Source organism: Verrucosispora sp. WMMA2121, from assembly GCF_027460185.1.
Classification (GTDB): domain Bacteria; phylum Actinomycetota; class Actinomycetes; order Mycobacteriales; family Micromonosporaceae; genus Micromonospora; species Micromonospora palythoicola.
Genome location: NZ_JAPZBH010000004.1, coordinates 556,231 through 570,648, shown reverse-complemented (window position 1 = coordinate 570,648; position 14,418 = coordinate 556,231). Strand labels below are relative to the sequence as shown.

Genomic DNA, 14,418 nt, shown 5'->3' with positions numbered 1-14,418 from the left:
GGCAGCCATGCGTGTCGCCGTCTGCCAGCTCAACTCCCGGCATGACCGAGAGGCGAATCTCGCCGCTGCGGAGAGCCTGATCGACCGTGCGGCCGAGGCCGGCGCGGACCTGGTGCTGTTGCCGGAGTACGTCGACTATCTCGGCCCAGGTGCCGGAACGCCGGCGCCGGAGTCCGTGGACGGCCGGGTGGGCAGCTTTTTCGCCGCCGCCGCGCGTCGGCGCGGGGTCTGGCTGATCGCCGGCTCCTTCCACGAGGTCGGCCCCGATCCGGACCGTACCTGGAACACCACCCTGGTCTTCGACCGTTCCGGCACGCTCGCCGCCGCCTACCGCAAGATCCACCTGTACGACGTGGAGATTCCTGGTCGCGTCTCCTATCGGGAGTCCGCGACGGTCGCCCCCGGGGACCAGCCGGTCGTGGTCGATGTCGAGGGGCTTCGGGTGGGTCTGACCATCTGCTATGACCTGCGCTTCCCGGAGCTCTACCGACAGCTGGCCACCGTCGGCGGCGCCCATCTGCTGGTGGTGCCGGCGGCCTTCATGATGCACACCGGCAGGGACCACTGGGAGGTGTTGCTGCGGGCCCGCGCGATCGAGAACCAGTGCTTCGTCGCGGCGGCCGGACAGACCGGCGACCACGAACCCGGCCGCAGCTGCTACGGGCGGAGCATGGTGGTCGATCCGTGGGGGACGGTGTTGTCCCAGGTGCCTGACGGCCCCGGGCTCGCGGTGACCGACATCGACCTGGGTTGCCTGGAGCGGATCCGCGCCGAGTTACCGAGTCTGGCGAACCGTCGGCTCTGACGCCCTAGCCCTGAAGCAACACACCCACGAGTGCGAAGCCGGCGATGGCGGCGGCGGTGATCAGGAGAGCGGTACTCATCCGGGACGGGCCACGTCGGGCCAGGCGGCCGATCGAGACGAGGACCGCGAAGAGTACGAACGCTCCGATGAGCACCTGCCATATCGGTAAGAGGAGGCCGAGCAGCGCGTCCTCGGCGAGGATCGGGCTTACGGGCCGGGACACGTCATCCATGCCAGACACTCTGGCACGCCGGAACCCATGGTGGTCGTCGGCGCGAAGACTCTGAGCGAGAACCGTGTCCGTACTCGGCTCGGCCTCGGTCTCCCGCGCCGCACGTCAGGCCGACCGCAGGGCACGTCCGTCCGAGCAACACGCGTCGGACGCGAGCGGCGCATCGATGGAAGCTGATTTGCCTTCTCTCGGGCGTCCGCGTAACTTTCTCTCTGCACGCGGGAGGCCGGGGCAAACCGGCCGAGAACGGGCGCCAGCTACGCGAACGATCAGATCGACGCGACGCTGAGACCGGGTGGTGCGGAGCGACTCTGCGAGATGGAGTTGCGATCGCGAAGCCGACCGGGTAGTGTTCTGGAGCCGGCAGGAGCCGGGCGGGTCATCTTCAGTGGTGATCGGCCGGTCTGCGGTTCTCCACGACAGTCGTTACCGCCGAGAGGCGGGCGGTGGCGTGGGCCTGAGCTAAGTTCCAGAAGCCCGATCTTCGGGTTGACCTGGACGCGCGGCTCGGATAGTTTGGAGCGGTTGCCCCAAACGCGGTTTCACCGGGTGAAGCCGAGTTTGGTGTGTGGTTGTTCTTTGAGAACTCAACAGGGTGCTTGATAAGCCAGTGCCAAGTTTTGTTTGATTCCCGGGCTGGCCAGTTTTTCTGGTTGGTTTGGATTCCTTTGGCAACAATTTGGTTTGTTGCTGGGATGGATTTTCCAGGTTTTTGTTGGAGAGTTTGATCCTGGCTCAGGACGAACGCTGGCGGCGTGCTTAACACATGCAAGTCGAGCGGAAAGGCCCTTCGGGGTACTCGAGCGGCGAACGGGTGAGTAACACGTGAGCAACCTGCCCTAGGCTTTGGGATAACCCCGGGAAACCGGGGCTAATACCGAATATTCACTTGCGGACGCATGTTTGTGGGTGGAAAGTTTTTCGGCTTGGGATGGGCTCGCGGCCTATCAGCTTGTTGGTGGGGTGATGGCCTACCAAGGCGACGACGGGTAGCCGGCCTGAGAGGGCGACCGGCCACACTGGGACTGAGACACGGCCCAGACTCCTACGGGAGGCAGCAGTGGGGAATATTGCACAATGGGCGGAAGCCTGATGCAGCGACGCCGCGTGAGGGATGACGGCCTTCGGGTTGTAAACCTCTTTCAGCAGGGACGAAGCGCAAGTGACGGTACCTGCAGAAGAAGCGCCGGCCAACTACGTGCCAGCAGCCGCGGTAAGACGTAGGGCGCGAGCGTTGTCCGGATTTATTGGGCGTAAAGAGCTCGTAGGCGGCTTGTCGCGTCGACTGTGAAAACCCGTGGCTCAACTGCGGGCCTGCAGTCGATACGGGCAGGCTAGAGTTCGGTAGGGGAGACTGGAATTCCTGGTGTAGCGGTGAAATGCGCAGATATCAGGAGGAACACCGGTGGCGAAGGCGGGTCTCTGGGCCGATACTGACGCTGAGGAGCGAAAGCGTGGGGAGCGAACAGGATTAGATACCCTGGTAGTCCACGCTGTAAACGTTGGGCGCTAGGTGTGGGGGGCCTCTCCGGTTCTCTGTGCCGCAGCTAACGCATTAAGCGCCCCGCCTGGGGAGTACGGCCGCAAGGCTAAAACTCAAAGGAATTGACGGGGGCCCGCACAAGCGGCGGAGCATGCGGATTAATTCGATGCAACGCGAAGAACCTTACCTGGGTTTGACATCGCCGGAAATCTCACAGAGATGTGGGGTCCTTCGGGGCCGGTGACAGGTGGTGCATGGCTGTCGTCAGCTCGTGTCGTGAGATGTTGGGTTAAGTCCCGCAACGAGCGCAACCCTCGTCCCATGTTGCCAGCAATTCGGTTGGGGACTCATGGGAGACTGCCGGGGTCAACTCGGAGGAAGGTGGGGATGACGTCAAGTCATCATGCCCCTTATGTCCAGGGCTTCACGCATGCTACAATGGCCGGTACAATGGGCTGCGATACCGTGAGGTGGAGCGAATCCCAAAAAGCCGGTCTCAGTTCGGATCGGGGTCTGCAACTCGACCCCGTGAAGTCGGAGTCGCTAGTAATCGCAGATCAGCAACGCTGCGGTGAATACGTTCCCGGGCCTTGTACACACCGCCCGTCACGTCACGAAAGTCGGCAACACCCGAAGCCGGTGGCCCAACCCTTGTGGAGGGAGCCGTCGAAGGTGGGGCTGGCGATTGGGACGAAGTCGTAACAAGGTAGCCGTACCGGAAGGTGCGGCTGGATCACCTCCTTTCTAAGGAGCACCATCCCGCGAAGGCGGGTATGGAGCCCGCGCTGTCCGAGTGTGATGGTGGGGTGCTCATTGGCGGAGACACTGGTGAGTCGGTGCCGGCAACGGCCATGATCTTCTTAGTACAGCCACTGTGGTGGTGGGAACGGGGTTGTGGTGCGGCTGGTGGTCGACGGATGGCACCCTGTTGGGTCCTGAAGGAACAACCCGTGTGGTTGGTCTTTCAGAGGCTGTGAGCGGCGTTCCCGTGGTGGGGATGGCCGCCGGCTGCCAGGCATGGCCTGGCCTCGCATACCGGATGTTGCCCTTGTTGTGGGGTGGTGTTGCTGGTGCGGGGTGGTGGGTTGTGGGTTGGTTGTTTGTTGAGAATTGCACAGTGGACGCGAGCATCTTTGTGGTCAAGTTGTCAAGGGCGGACGGTGGATGCCTTGGCACCAGGAGCCGATGAAGGACGTGGGAGGCCGCGATAGGCCTGGGGGAGCTGTCAACCGAGCTGTGATCCCAGGGTGTCCGAATGGGGTAACCCGGCATCAGTCATGTGATGTCACCTGCACCTGAACTCATAGGGTGTGTGGAGGGAACGCGGGGAAGTGAAACATCTCAGTACCCGTAGGAAGAGAAAACAATAGTGATTCCGTGAGTAGTGGCGAGCGAAAGCGGATTGAGGCTAAACCGGTTGCGTGTGATACCTGTCAGGGGTTGCGTGGTCGGGGTTGTGGGACCCTGCTACACGAGCTGACACTCGTGTGAGGAGTGATAAAGCCAGTTGTTAGCTGAATGGTCTGGAAAGGCTGACCGTAGACGGTGATAGTCCGGTAGGTTAAAGCAGCTGGTCTTCTGTGGGTGTTCCCGAGTAGCGGCGGACTCCTGAAATCTGCCGTGAATCTGCCAGGACCACCTGGTAAGCCTAAATACTTCCTGGTGACCGATAGCGGACGAGTACCGTGAGGGAATGGTGAAAAGTACCCCGGGAGGGGAGTGAAATAGTACCTGAAACCGTTCGCCTACAATCCGTCGGAGCCTTGCGGGGTGACGGCGTGCCTTTTGAAGAATGAGCCTGCGAGTTAGTGGCATGTGGCGAGGTTAACCCGTGTGGGGGAGCCGTAGCGAAAGCGAGTCTGAAGAGGGCGTTTGAGTCGCATGTTCTAGACCCGAAGCGGAGTGATCTAGCCATGGGCAGGCTGAAGCGCGGGTAAGACCGTGTGGAGGGCCGAACCCACCAACGTTGAAAAGTTGGGGGATGACCTGTGGTTAGGGGTGAAAGGCCAATCAAACTCCGTGATAGCTGGTTCTCCCCGAAATGCATTTAGGTGCAGCGTCGTGTGTTTCTTGCCGGAGGTAGAGCACTGGATGGTCTAGGGGGCCTACAAGCTTACCGAAATCAGCCAAACTCCGAATGCCGGTAAGTGAGAGCGCGGCAGTGAGACTGCGGGGGATAAGCTTCGTAGTCGAGAGGGAAACAGCCCAGATCACCAGCTAAGGCCCCTAAGCGTGTGCTAAGTGGAAAAGGATGTGGGGTCGCATAGACAACCAGGAGGTTGGCTTAGAAGCAGCCACCCTTTAAAGAGTGCGTAATAGCTCACTGGTCAAGTGGTTCCGCGCCGACAATGTAGCGGGGCTCAAGCACACCGCCGAAGCTGTGGCACTCACACAATGACTTCGCATCACTCTTCGGGGTGGTGTGCAGGTGTGTGGGTGGGTAGGGGAGCGTCGTGCCGGGGGTGAAGCAGCCGAGTGATCGAGTTGTGGACGCGGCACGAGTGAGAATGCAGGCATGAGTAGCGAAAGAAGGGTGAGAAACCCTTCCGCCGGATGACCAAGGGTTCCAGGGCCAGGTTAATCCGCCCTGGGTGAGTCGGGACCTAAGGCGAGGCCGAGAGGCGTAGTCGATGGACAACGGGTTGATATTCCCGTACCCGCGAAGGAGCGTCCCTGACGAACCTCGTTGTGCTAACCACCCGAACCAGCCGAGACCTTCGGGTCGAGGTTGGGGAGCGTGGGAACCTGGCGGGTAGTAGTCAAGCGATGGGGTGACGCAGGAAGGTAGCTGAGCCCGGCCGGTGGTTGTGCCGGGGTAAGCGTGTAGACCGCATCATAGGCAAATCCGTGGTGCATGAAGGTTGAGACGTGATGCCGAGCCGATTCAGGTGAAGTCAGTGATCCTATGCTGCCGAGAAAAGCCTCTAGCGAGTTTCGAGCGGCCCGTACCCCAAACCGACACAGGTGGTCAGGTAGAGAATACCGAGGCGATCGGGCGAACTGTGGTTAAGGAACTCGGCAAATTGCCCCCGTAACTTAGGGAGAAGGGGGGCCGGAGACGTGAAGCCCCGCGCGGGTGGAGCGTTGTATGGCCGCAGAGAGCAGGGGGAAGCGACTGTTTACTAAAAACACAGGTCCATGCGAAGAAGTAATTCGATGTATATGGACTGACGCCTGCCCGGTGCTGGAACGTTAAGGGGACCTGTTAGCTCTTCGGGGCGAAGCGGAGAACTTAAGCGCCAGTAAACGGCGGTGGTAACTATAACCATCCTAAGGTAGCGAAATTCCTTGTCGGGTAAGTTCCGACCTGCACGAATGGCGTAACGACTTCCCCACTGTCTCAACCACAGGCCCGGCGAAATTGCAGTACGAGTAAAGATGCTCGTTACGCGCGGCAGGACGGAAAGACCCCGGGACCTTTACTATAGCTTGACATTGGTATTTGAGTCGGCTTGTGTAGGATAGGTGGGAGCCGGTGAAGCTCATACGCCAGTATGGGTGGAGGCAATCTTGAAATACCACTCTGGTTGATTCGGGTATCTAACTTCGGACCGTTATCCGGTTCAGGGACAGTGTCTGGTGGGTAGTTTAACTGGGGCGGTTGCCTCCTAAAGGGTAACGGAGGCGCCCAAAGGTTCCCTCAGCCTGGTTGGCAATCAGGTGTTGAGTGCAAGTGCACAAGGGAGCTTGACTGTGAGACTGACGGGTCGAGCAGGGACGAAAGTCGGGACTAGTGATCCGGCACTTGCGTGTGGAAGCGGTGTCGCTCAACGGATAAAAGGTACCCCGGGGATAACAGGCTGATCTTCCCCAAGAGTCCATATCGACGGGATGGTTTGGCACCTCGATGTCGGCTCGTCGCATCCTGGGGCTGTAGCAGGTCCCAAGGGTTGGGCTGTTCGCCCATTAAAGCGGTACGCGAGCTGGGTTTAGAACGTCGTGAGACAGTTCGGTCCCTATCCGCCGTGCGCGTAGGATACTTGAGAAGGGCTGTCCCTAGTACGAGAGGACCGGGACGGACGAACCTCTGGTGTGCCAGTTGTCCCGCCAGGGGCACGGCTGGTTAGCTACGTTCGGAAGGGATAACCGCTGAAAGCATCTAAGCGGGAAGCCTGCTTCAAGATGAGGTATCCCACCACCTTCGGGTGGGTAAGGCCCCCAGCTAGACGACTGGGTTGATAGGCCGGAAATGTAAGCCCGGTAACGGGTTCAGTTGACCGGTACTAATAGGCCGAGGACTTGACTACAACGATCGCTCGCGTCCACTGTGTAACTCACAACAAACAAACACACACCCCTGACACGATAGTGTCAGCAAATTGGTGTTGTTTGACATGTTGATAAGGTTACGGCGGTCATGGCGGAGGGGAAACGCCCGGTCACATTCCGAACCCGGAAGCTAAGCCCTCCAGCGCCGATGGTACTGCACCCGGGAGGGTGTGGGAGAGTAGGACACCGCCGGACACACTTCCGTTCAGGGCCACCCACCAAGGGTGGCCCTGAACGCGTTTCAGGAGCATCGCGGTGCGCGCCACGGTTCCGGGACGGATCAAGGTCCGGGTAGGCCGACCGGCAGCGCCGCAACTGGATCGGGCGCGGTCAGGCGCGGGTCTGCATGCCTTCCCGGAGCTGCCGAAGCAGGCCGGCGGATTCGTCGACCGAACGGCCGGGGAACATCGCCAGCACCACGCTGCCGTGGTCGGCCCAGCCGCAGACCGCGAAATCGCCGCCTTCGCCGCCGGTGCTGCCACACTTCATCACGCCGCCCAGCCGACCAGGCGACACGCCGCGGAGTCCGGTAACGGCTGCGGTCTCGTCGGCCATCAGCTCGAACAGACTCTCCAGATCCCGCTCCGGCTGCCACAGCAGGGTCGTCCCCCCGAAGATCAGTACGGATCTCCGGGCATCGGCCGGATCCTGGTAGACCGCACCGAAGCTGCTGTCCAGCTCGATGTCGGCGGCCAGCCCGCTGCGCAGGTAGTCGGCCGTGCTGGCGGCCCGGTCGCTGCTATCCAGCCGAAGCCCGGCGACCTGCTCGGGCTGGGCGAGCCGGGCGTCCTTCTGCTGGACGATCCGCCAGCCCCACGAGCCCAGCGCACCGACACCCACCAGTGCGACGATCGCGAGTACCACCACCACGGCCAGGCGCCGTCGCCGGGCGGGTACGTCGGGCCGGTCGGCGCCGGCTGCCGGCTCGCGGTCGCCCAGCTCGATCGGCTCGTCGGTCAGGTCGACCGGCGAACCGCCCTCGTCGAGGTGGCGGGCGCTGAGATGTGCGTCGGACATAGCCGACACCGTACGCGAACGACAGGTGGCGCACGTCGGGTCCGTCGAAGCGCTCCGTAGACTTTCAGGGTGACCGAGAGACTGGATGCCCGACGCCCCGACGCCCCGACCCTCGCCGGCCAGTACCAGCCGGGTGAGGTAGAGCAGCGGCGGTACGAGCAGTGGGTAGCCGACGGTCGATTCCGGGCCGCCGCGGACAGTGACCGGGAGCCCTTCACCATCGTCATCCCGCCGCCGAACGTCACCGGATCGCTGCACATGGGTCACGCGTTGGACCACACCGTGCAGGACGCCCTGGTGCGGCGCAAGCGGATGCAGGGCTACGAGGCGCTCTGGCTGCCGGGCATGGACCATGCCGGCATCGCCACCCAGAACGTGGTCGAGCGGCAGCTCGCCGCGCAGGGGCTGTCCCGTCACGACCTGGGCCGGGAGAAGTTCGTCGAGCGGGTGTGGGAGTGGAAGGCCTCCTCCGGCGGCGCGATCCTCGGCCAGATGCGCCGGCTCGGTGACTCGGTCGACTGGGACCGGGAACGCTTCACCATGGACGACGGCCTGTCCCGCGCCGTCCAGACGATGTTCAAGAAGCTGTACGACGACGGCCTGATCTACCGGGCGAACCGGATCATCAACTGGTGTCCGCGCTGCCTGACCGCCCTGTCCGACATCGAGGTCGAGCACACCGACGACGACGGCGAGCTGGTGTCGATCCGCTACAGCGACGAGGTGGTGGTGGCCACCACCCGGGCGGAGACGATGCTCGGTGACACGGCGGTCGCCGTGCATCCGGACGACGAGCGGTACCGCCACCTGATCGGCACCGAGGTCGACCTGCCGCTGACCGGGCGGCGCATCCCGATCGTGGGCGACGCGCACGTGGACCCGTCGTTCGGCACCGGCATGGTGAAGGTGACCCCGGCGCACGACCCGAACGACTTCGAGATCGGGCAGCGGCACGACCTGCCCACCCTGACGATCATGGACGAGCGAGGGGTGATCACCGCGCCCGGCCCGTTCGAAGGGCTGGACCGGTTCGAGGCCCGGCCGGCGATCGTGGCCGCGCTGCGCGCCGAGGGACGCGTCGTCGCCGAGAAGCGGCCGTACGTGCACGCCGTCGGCCACTGCTCCCGGTGCCGCACCACCGTCGAGCCTCGGCTGTCGTTGCAGTGGTTCGTCAACACCTCGCCGCTGGCCAAGGCGGCCGGCGACGCGGTACGCGACGGCCGGGTGCGCATCGAGCCGGCGGAGCTGGCCAAGCGCTACTTCGCCTGGGTCGACAACATGCACGACTGGTGCATCTCCCGGCAGCTCTGGTGGGGCCACCGGATCCCGGTCTGGTACGGCCCGGCCGGCGAGGTGGTCTGCGTCGGCCCCGATGAACAACCACCGACCGGTGCGGGCTGGCACCAGGACGAGGACGTGCTGGACACCTGGTTCTCCAGCGGGCTCTGGCCGTTCTCCACGCTGGGCTGGCCGGAGCAGACCCCGGAGCTGGCGAAGTTCTACCCGACAAGCGTGCTGGTCACCGGGTACGACATCCTGTTCTTCTGGGTCGCCCGGATGATGATGTTCGGCCTGTACGCGATGGACGGCCGGCAGCCGTTCGACGTGATCGCCCTGCACGGGATGGTCCGCGACGAGCACGGCAAGAAGATGTCCAAGTCGTTCGGCAACGTGGTCGACCCGCTGGACTGGATCGACCGGTACGGCGCCGACGCCACCCGGTTCACCCTGGCCCGGGGCGCCAACCCCGGCGGTGACGTGCCGGTCAGCGAGGAGTGGTGCCAGGGCTCGCGCAACTTCTGCAACAAGCTCTGGAACGCCACCCGGTTCGCGTTGATCAACGGTGCCCACACCAGCGGTCCGATGCCGGCCGTCGACACGTTGTCGACGATCGACAGGTGGATCCTGTCCCGGTTGGCCCACGTCACCGCCGAGGTCGACGAGCAGTTCGAGGCGTACGAGTTCGCCAAGGTCTGCGACCTGCTGTACCACTTCGCCTGGGACGACGTCTGCGACTGGTACGTGGAGCTGAGCAAGCCGGTGCTGGCCGGCGGTGGCGAACCGGCCGAGGTCAGCCGCCGGGTTCTCGGCCACGTGCTGGACCAGCTGCTGCGGCTGCTGCACCCGGTGATCCCGTTCGTCACGGAGGAGCTGTGGACGGCACTCACCGGCGGCGAGACGGTGCTGACGGCGGCTTGGCCCACGGCCGACCGGGCGCTGGTCGACGACGCGGCCGAGACGGAGGTGGCCACCCTTCAACGGGTGGTGACCGAGGTCCGTCGGTTCCGCTCCGACCAGGGTCTGCGCCCGACCCAGCGGGTCGCGGCCCGACTGGACGGGCTGTCCGGTGCCGGTGTGTCGGCGCACGAGCCGTTGATCCGGTCGCTGGCCCGCCTGGATCCGGCCGGCGACGATTTCCAGGCCAGTGCGACGCTGGCCATGCCGGGCGAGGTCAGTGTCGCGTTGGACACCCGGGGCTCGATCGACGTTGCCGCCGAGCGGGCCCGGTTGACCAAGGACCGCGCGGCGGCGGAGAAGGAGGCGGGACAGGCCCGGGCGAAGCTGGGCAACCCGGCGTTCGTCGGTAAGGCCCCCGAGCACGTCGTTTCCAAGATCCGCGAACGGTTGGCGGTGGCCGAGGCCGATCTGGCCCGCATCGACGCCGCACTGGAGGCGCTTTCCTCGTGACCGACCCTGTCGACCGCACGGCACCTGTCCGTGCCGAAAGCGCGGATGCCGCAGCCACCGAACCGACCGACCGCGCCCGTACCGGTGACCGGGCTGGTGCGGGCGGTGAGCGCGCCGGCCGGGCGGAGCGGGCCGCCTTCGCGCAGGTGGAGGCCGAGCTGGCCGGGCGCGGCTTCACCCGGATGGTCTTCGAGCTGGACCGCATCTCGTCCCTGCTGGATCTGCTGGGTAGCCCGCAGCGGGCCTATCCGTCGATCCACCTGACCGGGACCAACGGCAAGACCTCCACGGCCCGGATGATCGACTCGCTGTTGCGGGCCTTCGGGCTGCACACCGGGCGGTACACCAGCCCGCATCTGGAAACGGTGCGGGAGCGGATCAGCCTCGACGGCGAACCGGTGGACGAGGCCCGGTTCACCGCCGTGTACCAGGAGGTGAAGCCGCTCGCCGAACTGGTCGACGACCGTTCGGCCGAGCCGCTCACCTACTTCGACATGACCACGGCGCTGGCCTTCGCCACCTTCGCCGACGCGCCGGTGGACGTGGCCGTGATCGAGGTGGGTCTCGGCGGTGCCGAGGACGCCACGAACGTCATCCAGGCGGGGGTGTGCGTCCTGACCCCGGTCGGGCTCGACCACACCGAGTGGCTCGGTGACACGCTCCAGGACATCGCGGTGGCCAAGGCCGGCATCATCCACCCCGGTGCCACGGTGATCTGCGCTGCCCAGGAGGAGGAGGCCGCCCGGCCGATCCTGCAACGCTGCGCGGAGGTGGGTGCGACCGTGGCCCGGGAGGGCTCGGAGTTCGGCGTACTGCGCCGAGCCGTGGCGGTCGGTGGCCAGGTGCTCACCCTGCAAGGGCTGGGCGGGGTGTACGAGGAGGTCTTCGTCCCGCTGCACGGTGCCCACCAGGCGCAGAACGCGGCGGTGGCGCTGGCGGCCGTCGAGGCGTTCCTCGGTGCGGGTGCCCGCCGGCAGCTCGACGTGGAGGCGGTGCGGGAAGGCTTCGCCGCCGCCAGCTCCCCGGGGCGGTTGGAGCGGGTGCGTTCCGCGCCGACGATCCTGCTCGACGGGGCACACAACCCGCAGGGCATGGCGGCGACGGTCACCGCGTTGCAGGAGGAGTTCGCGTTCAGCAAGCTGGTCGCCGTCGTGGGTACCCTCGCCGACAAGGACGCCGCCGCCATGTTGGAGCTGCTGGAGCCGGTGGTCGACCAACTCGTGGTGACGCGGAACAGCTCACCCCGGGCGCTGCCGGTGAAGGAGCTGGCGGCGCTGGCCGCGGAGGTGTTCGGCCCGGATCGGGTCGAGGTGGCCGAGGAGATGCCGGACGCCATCGAGGCGGCGGTGGCGCTGGCCGAGGAGGACGTGCCGGGCGAGCTGGCCGGCGTCGGGGTGCTCATCACCGGTTCCGTGGTGACCGTGGCCGACGCCCGTCGGCTGCTGAAGCGATGACCGGCGACGGCGACGGCCAGCCCCGTCGATCGGGCCTGCGCAATCCGCAGCGGGCGGTACGCGGGCTCGGTGCGGCCGCGCTCGCCCTGGAGGCGCTGGTGCTGCTGCTGGCGATCCAGCCGATCCGGGCGGTCGGTGCTGATCTCGGTGGCGCGGCGATCGCCGTGGTCGTGACGCTGGCCGTGGTCGCCGCCTTGCTCGCCGGCATGATGCGTCGGCCGTGGGCCTGGCATGCCGGCACCGTGTTGCAGGGACTGCTGCTGCTGTCCGGCCTGCTGCACTGGTCCCTGTTCGTGCTGGGCGTGATGTTCGCGCTGGTGTGGGCGTACGCGCTGCACGTGCGTCGGGTGATCCTGGGCTGAGGGCGACCGGGCGGGCGCGTCAGGCCACTGGCGGCCCCGGGCCTCGGTCACGCCTCGGCGAGTTCCCGCCACTGGGTCAGCGCGATGCCGTGCCCGTCGGGGTCACGGAACGCCGCCGCCCACACCTCCAGCTTGCTGCCACGGTTGACCACCCGGGGCGGGTAGGTGAACCGGACGCCGGACTCGCGCAGCCGCTGGTACGCCGACTGGATGTCGTCCACGTCCAGGTTGACGTGGACCAGCCGGCGACTGATCGGTTGGGCCCCGGTCACCTCGCGGAGCACCAGGCGGGTCGTCCCCGAGGAGAGCACCGCGTTGGCGGCACCCCGGTCGACCTCGGTGAACCCGAGCCGGTCCCGGTAGAACTCCAGGGAGCGGGACAACTCGGTAACCAGCAGGGTGATGCCCACCCCGCTGATCGGGGCCGCCAGGTCGGCGGCGTCCGGGTCGAAGCCGAAGATCGCCTCGTCCAGTTCCCCCGCGTCGACCGCGCCCGTCCGGTCGGCAGCCGGCTGCGGGTGGCCGCTTGCCGGCGGGCGGTTCGCGGTGACCACCGGACCCGGTTCCGGGTCGTCGAGCGGCAGGTCGAGCGGGTCGAGCGGATCCATCGGGTCGGTCAGGCCGGCGGCCGGGCCGGTCGGCGGCTGCGTGGCTCGCCCCGAGGCCCCCGGATCGGCCACCTGGTCGGCAGGTTCGTCCCCGGCGGAGGTCGCCGCGGTGCTGAGGGGTTCCTCGGCCGGTCGTGGCTCGGTGAACCGTTCCTCGGCCGGTGTCCGTGGGGCGGGCGTGGCACGGCGGGGCAGCCGATGCTCGTCGGAGCGTTCCACCACGGTCCCCTCCAGCACGACCGGCCGGCCCGGCCGCTGGCGTACCCGCACCGTCTCGTGGTGCTCCACGTGCTCGACGGTCTCGACGACGGCGTCGTGCGGTCGGCTGTCCGACGGACCACCGAACGGGCCGTCGGGTGGCTCGCCCGAGGGGTCGTGGAAGTCGTCCTCCGGCGTCCGGCCGGCCCAGGGCGGCGCCTCCTGCCCGATCAGCACCTCGTCCGGCGGCGCCGTGGCGAACTCGGGGGGCAGGTCGGCGGTGCTGCCGGCCTCGGTGTGGGTGAGCACCTCGTCCCAGAGCACGCGGACGTGTCGCGGGTCGTCCAACGCCACCCGGATCGGCAGGGTCTGCCCCAGCGACGGCCACTTCGACACCGGAACCCGCGGCTCGATGATCTTCTTCGAGCGGGGTGGCAGCCCGGGAGCGTCGATCACCAGTTGGAGTTCGCAGCGACCGAACGCGTACTGGGTCGGTGGCTCGGAGGCGCTGTGCACGTGGCCGGCGCCGACGACCCAGGTGCGACCGCCACCGCGCACGGTGGCCAGCGCGATCGCCAGGGCGAGCAGGGCGACACCGAGCGCGACGATCGCCCAGCTGGTCATGCCCAGGCCGAAGAGGATGACGAAGGTGGCCACGGTGCCCAGCACCGCGGCGATCAACTTGCGTACCGGTGCGATGGGTCGGTTGCCGCCACCATTCGCCACAGTGGACCTCCCGGGGGTCAGGGCCAGGCTAGGCCGGATCGGGGGCCGGGGGAAGGCCGGCCACCGCGCCGGCGCCGGGACCGGGTCGCTAGGCTGACCGTACCCAGCCTGACCGGCTTCCGCTCTGAGGAGGAACCCAGCGTGTCCAGCAGCAGCCCGGACGACCGCACGCTCGTCCTGATCAAGCCCGACGCGGTACGCCGAGGACTGGTGGGCGAGATCATCTCCCGGTTCGAGCGCAAGGGGCTGCGGATCGACGCCATGGTGTCCCGGACGATGGACGCCGCGCTGGCCGACGAGCACTACGCCGAGCACGTCGACAAGGCGTTCTACCCGCCGCTGAAGGCGTTCATGACCGGTGGCCCGCTGGTCGCTCTGGTGCTCTCCGGCGACCAGGTGATCGAGGTGGTACGGGGCCTGATCGGGGCCACCGACGGGCGAAAGGCCGCCGCCGGCACCATCCGTGGTGACCTGTCCCTGTCCAACCGGGAGAACCTGGTGCACGCCTCCGACTCGGCCGACAGCGCCAAGCGCGAGCTGGCGCTCTGGTTCCCCGAGCTGGGCTGAGCCAGCAGG

The 14,418-nt window shown here is 66.2% G+C and carries 8 protein-coding genes and 3 rRNA genes; 8 read left to right on the top strand and 3 right to left on the bottom strand.

Annotation, left to right across the window (positions count from 1 at the left end; genetic code table 11):
- Nucleotides 1-7 precede the first annotated feature (7 nt).
- On the top strand, nt 8-805 hold the full coding sequence (locus O7605_RS03255; protein WP_269737834.1) for a carbon-nitrogen hydrolase family protein: 798 nt from the start codon (nt 8-10) through the stop codon (nt 803-805).
- 4 nt (nt 806-809) lie between these two features.
- On the opposite strand, the gene O7605_RS03250 is transcribed toward O7605_RS03255, so the two are convergent.
- On the bottom strand, nt 810-1,037 hold the full coding sequence (locus O7605_RS03250) for a hypothetical protein (protein ID WP_269737833.1): 228 nt from the start codon (nt 1,035-1,037) through the stop codon (nt 810-812).
- A 712-nt stretch (nt 1,038-1,749) separates the two neighbouring features.
- On the opposite strand from O7605_RS03250, the gene O7605_RS03245 reads away from it, so the two are divergent.
- The 3 genes from O7605_RS03245 (at nt 1,750) to rrf (ending at nt 6,984) form a co-directional block, all read left to right on the top strand.
- Nucleotides 1,750-3,264, top strand: a 16S ribosomal RNA gene (locus O7605_RS03245).
- A gap of 393 nt (nt 3,265-3,657) precedes the next feature.
- Nucleotides 3,658-6,767 (top strand): 23S ribosomal RNA (locus tag O7605_RS03240).
- A 100-nt stretch (nt 6,768-6,867) separates the two neighbouring features.
- A 5S ribosomal RNA gene (gene rrf, locus O7605_RS03235) occupies nt 6,868-6,984 on the top strand.
- The 16S, 23S and 5S rRNA genes sit together here, the layout of an rRNA operon.
- Before the next feature lie 135 nt (nt 6,985-7,119).
- On the opposite strand, the gene O7605_RS03230 is transcribed toward rrf, so the two are convergent.
- The gene (locus O7605_RS03230; RefSeq protein WP_269737832.1) at nt 7,120-7,806 is read right to left on the bottom strand and encodes a hypothetical protein; all 687 of its coding nucleotides are present in this window, start codon (nt 7,804-7,806) and stop codon (nt 7,120-7,122) included.
- A gap of 69 nt (nt 7,807-7,875) precedes the next feature.
- Here O7605_RS03230 and O7605_RS03225 point away from each other — a divergent pair, with 69 nt between their 5' ends.
- From O7605_RS03225 to O7605_RS03215, 3 genes are all read left to right on the top strand, one after another.
- Nucleotides 7,876-10,494: a valine--tRNA ligase gene (locus tag O7605_RS03225; protein ID WP_269737831.1), complete on the top strand. Its 2,619-nt coding sequence runs from the start codon at nt 7,876-7,878 to the stop codon at nt 10,492-10,494.
- A 182-nt stretch (nt 10,495-10,676) separates the two neighbouring features.
- Complete coding sequence (locus O7605_RS03220) at nt 10,677-11,948, top strand: bifunctional folylpolyglutamate synthase/dihydrofolate synthase (RefSeq protein ID WP_269738692.1); 1,272 nt, start codon at nt 10,677-10,679, stop codon at nt 11,946-11,948.
- Nucleotides 11,945-12,310 carry a DUF4233 domain-containing protein gene (locus O7605_RS03215; protein ID WP_269737830.1) on the top strand — a complete coding sequence of 122 codons (366 nt, stop codon included), beginning with the start codon at nt 11,945-11,947 and terminating at the stop codon, nt 12,308-12,310. Before O7605_RS03220 ends, O7605_RS03215 begins: the two co-directional genes overlap by 4 nt.
- Nucleotides 12,311-12,357: 47 nt before the next feature.
- Here O7605_RS03215 and O7605_RS03210 read toward each other — a convergent pair whose 3' ends face one another.
- Nucleotides 12,358-13,842, bottom strand: a complete 1,485-nt coding sequence (locus O7605_RS03210; protein WP_269737829.1) for a VOC family protein — start codon at nt 13,840-13,842, stop codon at nt 12,358-12,360.
- A 141-nt stretch (nt 13,843-13,983) separates the two neighbouring features.
- On the opposite strand from O7605_RS03210, the gene ndk reads away from it, so the two are divergent.
- A complete protein-coding gene (ndk, locus tag O7605_RS03205) occupies nt 13,984-14,409 on the top strand; it encodes a nucleoside-diphosphate kinase (RefSeq protein ID WP_269737828.1) in 426 nt (141 codons plus the stop codon).
- Nucleotides 14,410-14,418 lie beyond the last annotated feature (9 nt).

What these genes read in the sequence shown, in the direction of transcription:
- O7605_RS03220 (WP_269738692.1), top strand. Translation starts at nt 10,677, where the DNA reads ATGGTCTTCGAGCTGGACCGCATCTCGTCCCTGCTGGATCTGCTGGGT.
- O7605_RS03255 (WP_269737834.1), top strand. Translation starts at nt 8, where the DNA reads ATGCGTGTCGCCGTCTGCCAGCTCAACTCCCGGCATGACCGAGAGGCG.
- O7605_RS03230 (WP_269737832.1), bottom strand. Translation starts at nt 7,806, where the DNA reads ATGTCCGACGCACATCTCAGCGCCCGCCACCTCGACGAGGGCGGTTCG.
- O7605_RS03250 (WP_269737833.1), bottom strand. Translation starts at nt 1,037, where the DNA reads ATGGATGACGTGTCCCGGCCCGTAAGCCCGATCCTCGCCGAGGACGCG.
- O7605_RS03215 (WP_269737830.1), top strand. Translation starts at nt 11,945, where the DNA reads ATGACCGGCGACGGCGACGGCCAGCCCCGTCGATCGGGCCTGCGCAAT.